This is a genomic window from Nocardioides sp. NPDC059952 (genome assembly GCF_042730435.1).
GTDB lineage: Bacteria > Actinomycetota > Actinomycetes > Propionibacteriales > Nocardioidaceae > Nocardioides.
Genome location: NZ_JBHWLY010000126.1, coordinates 1 through 7,258, shown reverse-complemented (window position 1 = coordinate 7,258; position 7,258 = coordinate 1). Strand labels below are relative to the sequence as shown.

General features: G+C 71.6%; 7 protein-coding genes. 6 read left to right on the top strand and 1 reads right to left on the bottom strand.

All coding sequences use genetic code 11. The annotated features are described in order from the left end of the window. Window positions 1-23: 23 nt before the first annotated feature. Window positions 24-362, bottom strand: coding sequence for an L-rhamnose mutarotase (locus ACFV9G_RS29315; RefSeq protein WP_378732916.1), 339 nt, complete (start codon window positions 360-362; stop codon window positions 24-26). Between the two features lie 138 nt (window positions 363-500). On the opposite strand from ACFV9G_RS29315, the gene ACFV9G_RS29310 reads away from it, so the two are divergent. The 6 genes from ACFV9G_RS29310 (at window position 501) to ACFV9G_RS29285 (ending at window position 7,200) form a co-directional block, all read left to right on the top strand. Then, on the top strand, window positions 501-1,541 hold the full coding sequence (locus ACFV9G_RS29310) for a LacI family DNA-binding transcriptional regulator (RefSeq protein ID WP_378732915.1): 1,041 nt from the start codon (window positions 501-503) through the stop codon (window positions 1,539-1,541). A 190-nt stretch (window positions 1,542-1,731) separates the two neighbouring features. Beyond that, window positions 1,732-2,766 carry a LacI family DNA-binding transcriptional regulator gene (locus ACFV9G_RS29305; protein WP_378732913.1) on the top strand — a complete coding sequence of 345 codons (1,035 nt, stop codon included), beginning with the start codon at window positions 1,732-1,734 and terminating at the stop codon, window positions 2,764-2,766. A gap of 123 nt (window positions 2,767-2,889) precedes the next feature. Then, window positions 2,890-4,041 carry a Gfo/Idh/MocA family protein gene (locus tag ACFV9G_RS29300; RefSeq protein WP_378732911.1) on the top strand — a complete coding sequence of 384 codons (1,152 nt, stop codon included), beginning with the start codon at window positions 2,890-2,892 and terminating at the stop codon, window positions 4,039-4,041. Then, complete coding sequence (locus ACFV9G_RS29295) at window positions 4,038-5,222, top strand: dihydrodipicolinate synthase family protein (RefSeq protein ID WP_378732909.1); 1,185 nt, start codon at window positions 4,038-4,040, stop codon at window positions 5,220-5,222. Before ACFV9G_RS29300 ends, ACFV9G_RS29295 begins: the two co-directional genes overlap by 4 nt. Continuing rightward, on the top strand, window positions 5,219-6,070 hold the full coding sequence (locus tag ACFV9G_RS29290) for a sugar phosphate isomerase/epimerase family protein (protein ID WP_378732907.1): 852 nt from the start codon (window positions 5,219-5,221) through the stop codon (window positions 6,068-6,070). Before ACFV9G_RS29295 ends, ACFV9G_RS29290 begins: the two co-directional genes overlap by 4 nt. Continuing rightward, on the top strand, window positions 6,070-7,200 hold the full coding sequence (locus ACFV9G_RS29285; RefSeq protein ID WP_378732905.1) for a glycerate kinase: 1,131 nt from the start codon (window positions 6,070-6,072) through the stop codon (window positions 7,198-7,200). The genes ACFV9G_RS29290 and ACFV9G_RS29285 overlap by 1 nt, the downstream gene beginning before the upstream one ends. The last annotated feature ends 58 nt before the right edge of the window (window positions 7,201-7,258 follow it).

Below are 7,258 nucleotides of genomic sequence, written 5' to 3'. Positions count from 1 at the left end.
ACCGCGCCGACTCGGCGAGGGAGTCAGTCGCGACCGAGCTGGTCCTCGAGGTGAAAGACCTCCTCGAGGCGGAGGAAGCCCTCGTCGGGCGCGACGCCGTCGAGGTCCTCGAAGAACTCCGCCATCTCCGCCCGCCACCGAGCATTGACCTCGGTGGCCGCCATTCCGGCCTGAGCAGCCTCGATCGAGGGGGTCTCGACGTAGCCGATGAGCAGGCCGTCGGGACGGAGGAACAGGGAGTAGTTGTGCCATCCGGTCTCCGAGAGCGCCCGGAGCATGTCGGGCCAGACCGCAGCATGGCGCCGCTTGTACTCCTCGATGCGCTCGGGCTTGACCTGCAGCTGGAAGCAGACGCGCTCCATGACGACCTCCGATGAAACGATTTAGACATGGACGCTAATGAGCATGTCCGACATCGGTCAATCCGGGTAGCGTCCCTTCCTCGTCACAGCGCCGTCCACGGCCTATGCTGCGATTTAACGTTTCAGGAAGGAGCCCAGGTGGCGATCACCCCGGCGGGTTCACCGCGCAGCGCCTCGGTCAAAGATGTCGCGGCCACCGCAGGCGTGTCCCTCGGCACGGTGTCCAACGTGCTCAACCGCCCCGAGCGGGTCAGCCGAACGACACGTGAACGGGTCGAGCGCGCGATGGCCGACCTCGGCTTCGTGCGCAACGAGTCGGCGCGCTCGCTGCGCACCGGCAGCACCCAGTCGCTGGCCTACGTCATGCTCGACGCCGGCAACCCGTTCTTCACCGACGTGGCCCAGGGCATCGAGCTGGCCGCCGAGGCGGCCGGGCTCTCGCTGTTCCTGTGCAACAGCGACGGACGCTCGGCCCGCGAGGGCGCCCACCTGGCCCACCTGCAGCAGCAGCGCGTCCAGGGCATCCTGATCACCCCGGTCGACCCCGACGACCCGCAGCTCGACCAGCTGATCGAGCGGGGCACCCCGGTCGTCATCGTCGACCGCACCCGGGCGGGGTCGTCGTTCTGCTCCGTCGCCGTCGATGACGTCCTGGGCGGGCGGCTGGCCGTCGAGCATCTCATCGACGAAGGCCACAAGCGGGTGGCGTACGTCGGTGGGCCGGAGTCGATCGGACAGGTCCGCGACCGCGGCGAGGGCGCCCGGCAGGCGTGGGCCGAGGCCGGGCTACCGCCCGAGGACCTCGTCATGCTCTCCTGCGAGGCCCCGACCGTGGCCTGTGGTCGCGCCGCCGGCGAGCGGCTCGTCGGGCTGTCCGCCCGGCGCCGCCCGACCGCCGCGTTCTGCGCCAACGACCTGCTCGCGCTCGGGCTGCTCCAGCAGACGATCTCCAGCGGCCGGACCGTACCCGGCGACCTCGCGATCGTCGGCTACGACGACATCGAGTTCGCCGCCGCCGCGGCGGTGCCCCTCACCTCCGTACGCCAGCCCCGCCACGACCTCGGCCGCCGCGCCGCCGAGCTGCTCCTCGACGAGGTCGGCGACCCCACCCACCAGCACGAGCAGGTCGTCTTCACACCAGAGCTCATCGCCCGCGCCTCCACCCTCGGACGCCCCTGACTGCCGAGTCGGCCCGTTCTGACGAAGACTCACGCCGAGTCGGCTCGTTCAAACGCGCCGACTCGGCGGTTCTGGGCGTACAAACGCGCCGACTCGGCAACGGGTGGGTACGTCTGAGGAGACCCGGAGCGCGGCGTACGCATTCGGCGGATGCCTTAGGCTCCTGGAGCGGAAGCCGAAGGAGAGTCAGTTGGCCGGAGAACGCGCAGCGACGCTGAGCGATGTCGCCCGCGAGGCAGGGGTCTCGCTGGCCACCGCGTCGCGCGCGCTGAACGGGAGCGACCGGGTGGTGCGCCCCGAGCTGCAGGAGAAGGTCCTGGCGGCGGCGAACAAGCTCGGCTACATGCCCAATGCCAACGCCCAGGCGATGGCGCGCGGCTCGACCGAGACGGTCGGGCTGCTGGTGAAGGACATCTCCGACCCCTACTTCTCCACCATCGCCGGCGGCCTGGCCGACGAGGCCGAGAAGCACGGCCTGCTGGTGATGCTGTGCAACACCGGCGGTCAGCCCGAGCGCGAGCAGAAGTTCCTGGCCGCGCTGCGACGCCAGCGCAGCCGGGCGATCGTGCTGGCGGGAAGTGACACGGCCGACGTACGCCACACCAGCGAGGTCGCCGACCTGCTGACGTCCTACCTGGACGGCGGCGGCCGGGCGGCCGCGATCAGCCAGCCGCGCCTGCCGGTCGACACCGTCGTGATCGACAACCACGGCGGCGCCAAGGCGCTGGCCGAGCGGCTGGTCGGCCTCGGCTACCGCCGCGCCGCGGTGCTCACCGGCCCCGAGGACCTGCTGGTCTCGGCCGAACGCCACGCCGGCTTCGCGGAGGGGTGGCTGGAGGCGACCGGCTCGGCGCCGGCGTACGTCTCCGACGAGTTCAGCCGCGACGGCGGCCGCCGGGCGATGACCCGGCTGCTCGAGGACGGCCGGGACGACGGCGCCGCGGTGGACTGCGTCTTCGCGGTCAACGACCTGATGGCGGTCGGCGCCCTGGCGGCCTGCCGGCAGGCCGGCGTCGAGGTCGGACCCGACCTGGCCGTCGCCGGCTTCGACGACATCGCCACGCTGCGCGACGTGACGCCGGGGCTGACCACCGTACGTCTTCCCCTGGCCGACATCGGCCGGCTCGCGCTCGAGCTCGTGCTCGGCAAGCCGTCGGCGGAGCTTCGCAAGAGGTCCGTCCACGGCGAGGTCGTGCTGCGGGAGAGCACTCCCCCGCGTTCCTGAGGCCCCGAAAGGCCTCCTGCGTCCGGCATCACGGAACGCCCTCTTGCGACGGGCGTCACATCTGTCCTACCGTATTGGAAAGCGCTTTCCCCCATCGCTCTCCAGCAGACGAGGAACGAACACATGGCCACACGACGGCTCGGCATCATCATGAACGGCGTCACCGGACGCATGGGCTACCGCCAGCACCTGGTGCGCAGCATCCTGGCGATCCAGGAGCAGGGCGGTGTCGAGCTCTCCGACGGCACCCGGATCCTGCCCGACCCGATCCTGGTCGGACGCAATGCCGAGAAGCTCCAGGACATCGCCAAGGAGCATGGCCTGGACCGTTGGACCACCGACCTCGACGAGGCCCTCGGCAACGCCGAGGACACCGTCTACTTCGACTCGCAGCTGACCAACGTCCGCGAGGTCGCCATCACCAAGGCGGTCGCGGCCGGCAAGCACGTCTACACCGAGAAGCCGATCGCCGACGACGTGGAGGGCTCGCTGCGCCTGGCCCGCCTGGCGGCCGAGGCCGGAGTGAAGAGCGGCGTCGTCCACGACAAGCTCTACCTCCCGGGTCTGCTCAAGCTGCGCCGCCTGGTCGAGTCGGGCTTCTTCGGCCGCATCCTCAGCGTGCGCGGCGAGTTCGGCTACTGGGTCTTCGAGGGCGACCTGCAGCCCGCCCAGCGGCCGAGCTGGAACTACCGCAAGGAGGACGGCGGTGGCATGACCACCGACATGTTCCCCCACTGGAACTACGTCCTGGAGAACCTCTTCGGCAAGGTCGAGGCCGTCACCGCGAAGGTCGTCACCCACATCCCCGAGCGCTGGGACGAGAAGGGCGCGCGCTACGAGGCGACCGCCGACGACTCCGCCTACGGCATCTTCGAGCTCGAGGGCGGGATCATCGCCCAGATCAACTCCTCCTGGGCGACCCGGGTCAACCGCGGCGAGCTGGTCGAGTTCCACGTCGACGGCACCCACGGATCCGCGGTCGCCGGCCTGCACCACTGCGTCACCCAGGACCGCAACCTGACCCCGAAGCCGGTCTGGAACCCCGACCTGGTCGAGTCGATCCAGTTCCGGGACCTGTGGACCGAGGTCCCCGACAACCAGCCCTTCGACAACGGCTTCAAGGCGCAGTGGGAGCAGTTCATCCGCTACGTCGAGGGCGACGGCGACCACCCCTACGACTTCATGGCGGGCGTCCGCGGCGTCCGGCTCGCCGAGGCCGGGCTCACCTCCTCCGCCGAGGGCCGCCGGGTCGACCTCGGAGAGATCCAGCTGTGACCTCCGTACGCCTCCCGTTGCCCGGCGGCGGCACCGAGCTCTACCCGCTTGCGGCCCCTCGGGAGTGGACGAAGCCGAGTGCGCCGTTCACCTCCCGCACCGCGTACGCCGCCGCCCACGTCGTCCCCCGCACGCTCGCCGAGAACGTGCCCGGTGCCCCCGCGGACATCGACTGGGACCGCACCCTGGCCTACCGGCACGAGCTGTGGTCCTACGGTCTCGGCGTCGCCGAGGCGATGGACACCGCCCAGCGCGGCATGGGGGTCGACTGGACCGCCGCGGCCGAGCTGATCCGCCGCTCGGCCGCCGAGGCGGCCAGCGTGGGCGGGTCGATCGCCTGCGGTGCCGGCACCGACCAGCTCGCCCTCGACGCCGTCCCCGAGGGCCGGCAGGGCCTGGCGGCCGTCATCGACGCCTACCGTGAGCAGATGAAGGTCGTCGCCGACACCGGCGCGACCACGATCGTGATGGCCTCGCGCGCGCTCGCCCGGGTCGCCCGGGACGCCGATGACTACGCCGAGGTCTACGCGACCCTCCTCGACGAGGCCGAGACCCCGGTGATCCTGCACTGGCTGGGCGACATGTTCGACCCGGCGATGGCGGGCTACTGGGGCTCCTCCTCGGTCGCAGAGGCGACGGAGACCTTCCTCGACGTCATCCGGGCCCGTCCCGGCAAGGTCGACGGGGTCAAGGTCTCGCTCCTCGACGCCGAGCACGAGGTCGGGCTGCGCCGGGCGCTGCCCGGCGGCGTACGTCTCTACACGGGGGACGACTTCAACTATCCCGAGCTGATCGTCGGCGAGGGCACCGGCGAGGGCGAGTTCTCGCACGCGCTGCTCGGCATCTTCGCGGCGATCTACCCGGCGGCCTCGGCCGCGCTGCAGGCGCTCGACCGGGGAGCCCCGGCCGAGGCTCGCGAGCTGCTGGAGAGCACCCAGGCGCTCGGCCGGAAGATCTTCGAGGCGCCGACCTATTACTACAAGACCGGGATCGCGTTCCTCTCCTGGGTCAACGGCCACCAGCCCGGCTTCTCGATGGCCGGCGGCCTGCACGCAGGTCGCTCGGTGACCCATCTGGCCGAGGTGTTCCGGCTGGCCGACGCGGCCGGCCTGCTCACCAGCCCCGACCTCGCGGCCGCACGCATGCGCGCCTTCCTCACCGTGCAAGGAGTCGACCAGTGACCGACAGCATCACCGGGCTGGAACGCCTCTCGCTCAACACCAAGACCACCAACTCCTGGACCCTCGCCGAGGCCGTCGACGGGGCGGCTCGGGCCGGCATCCCCGCCCTCGGACTGTGGCGCGACCGCGTGCACGAGGCCGGGCTGGAGAAGGCGGCCAAGCTCGTACGCGACGCCGGCCTGCGCGTCTCCTCGCTCTGCCGCGGCGGCTTCCTGACGGCATCCGACGAGGCCGGCATCGCCGGCGCGCTCGAGGACAACAAGCGGGCGGTCGACGAGGCCGCGACGCTGGGCACCGACGCGCTGGTGATGGTCGTCGGCGGCCTGCCCGAGGGCGATGTGGACCTGGCCGGTGCCCGGGTGCGGGTCGCCGAGCGGCTCGCCGAGCTGGCACCCTACGCCCGCGACCACGGTGTGAAGCTGGTCCTGGAGGCCCTGCACCCGATGTACGTCGCCGACCGGGCGGTCCTCTCGACCCTCGGGCAGGCACTCGACCTGGCCGCGCCGCATCCGGTCGACGCGGTCGCGGTCGTGGTGGACACGTTCCACGTCTTCTGGGACCCGGACATCGCCGCCCAGGTCGAGCGGGCCGGCGCAGAGGGCCGGATCGCGGGGTACCAGGTCTGCGACTTCAACCTGCCGATCCCCGCCGACGCGCTGCTGGCGCGCGGAATGATGGGGGACGGGGTCATCGACTTCGCGCCGATCACGCGGATGGTCGCCGCGACCGGCTACACCGGCGACGTCGAGGTCGAGATCTTCAACGAGGCGATCTGGGCCGGCGACCCCGACGAGGTGCTCGCCACCATGTCGCAGCGCTACCGCGACCTCGTCCTCCCCCACCTGTGATGGCCGGTCACGATCAGGGCCGTCCGGTCGTCGTGGTCGCCTGCGACAAGTTCAAGGGCTCCCTGACCGCGCGCGAGGTCGACGACGCGGTGGCCGCCGGGATCCTCGCGGCGCACCCCGAGACGGAGGTACGCATCGTGCCGATCGCCGACGGCGGCGACGGCACGGTGGCCGCGCTGGCCGGCGCCGGTTTCGACCTGGTGCCGGTCGAGGTCGCCGGCCCGACACTCGATCCGGTGGCGGCTCACTACGCCGTCCGCGGCGATCTGGCGGTCGTCGAGCTCGCCGACACCTGTGGGCTGCTCCGGCTGCCCGGAGGCCGACTCGCCCCACTCACCGCCACGTCCCGCGGTCTCGGTGAGGCCGTGCTCGCCGCGCTCGACGGTGGCGCCCGCACGATCGTCATCGGGCTCGGCGGCAGCGCCAGCAACGACGGCGGCTCAGGGATGCTCCGCGCCCTCGGCGTACGACTCCTCGACGCCTCCGGGGCAGAGCTCGCGGAAGGCGGAGCGGCGCTCCAGAGCCTGGCACGGATCGACCTCGACGGTCTCGACCCGCGTCTGCGGGACATCGAGATCGTGGTCGCCTGCGACGTCGACAACCCGCTCCTCGGCCCTCGCGGCGCCGTCGCCACCTTCTCGGCACAGAAGGGGGCCGGCCCGCGGGAGCAGGCCATCCTCGAGGAGTCCCTGACGACGTACGCCTCCCTCATCTCCGACGCTCTCGGCCGCTCCGCTCCGGAAGACACCCCCGGAGCCGGAGCGGCCGGGGGCGTCGGGTTCGCCGCCCTCGCGGTGCTGGGCGGCCGGGTCGAGCGCGGCGTCGAGCTGCTGCTCGGCCTCGTGGGCTTCGCCGAGGCGCTCGCCGGCGCCGATCTGGTCGTCACCGGCGAGGGCTCCTTCGACCACCAGACCCTGTCCGGCAAGGCCCCGATGGGCGTGCTCCAGGCAGCCCGGGAGGCCGGGATCCCCGCCACCGTGGTCTGCGGCCGCACCACCCTCTCCCCCACCGAGGCGGCCGAGGCGGGCGCCGCCGGCGTACGGGCGCTCCTCGACCTCGAGCCCGACCCCGAGCTGTGCATGACAAACGCCGCCGAGCTGCTCAGGCAGCTCGGCGGCGAACTCGTATAGGACCTGTCTATTATACACAAATACGATCCCACGAGAAGGTGTGTCATCGCGTATGCCG

What these genes read in the sequence shown, in the direction of transcription:
- ACFV9G_RS29315 (WP_378732916.1), bottom strand. Translation starts at nt 362, where the DNA reads ATGGAGCGCGTCTGCTTCCAGCTGCAGGTCAAGCCCGAGCGCATCGAG.
- ACFV9G_RS29300 (WP_378732911.1), top strand. Translation starts at nt 2,890, where the DNA reads ATGGCCACACGACGGCTCGGCATCATCATGAACGGCGTCACCGGACGC.
- ACFV9G_RS29285 (WP_378732905.1), top strand. Translation starts at nt 6,070, where the DNA reads ATGGCCGGTCACGATCAGGGCCGTCCGGTCGTCGTGGTCGCCTGCGAC.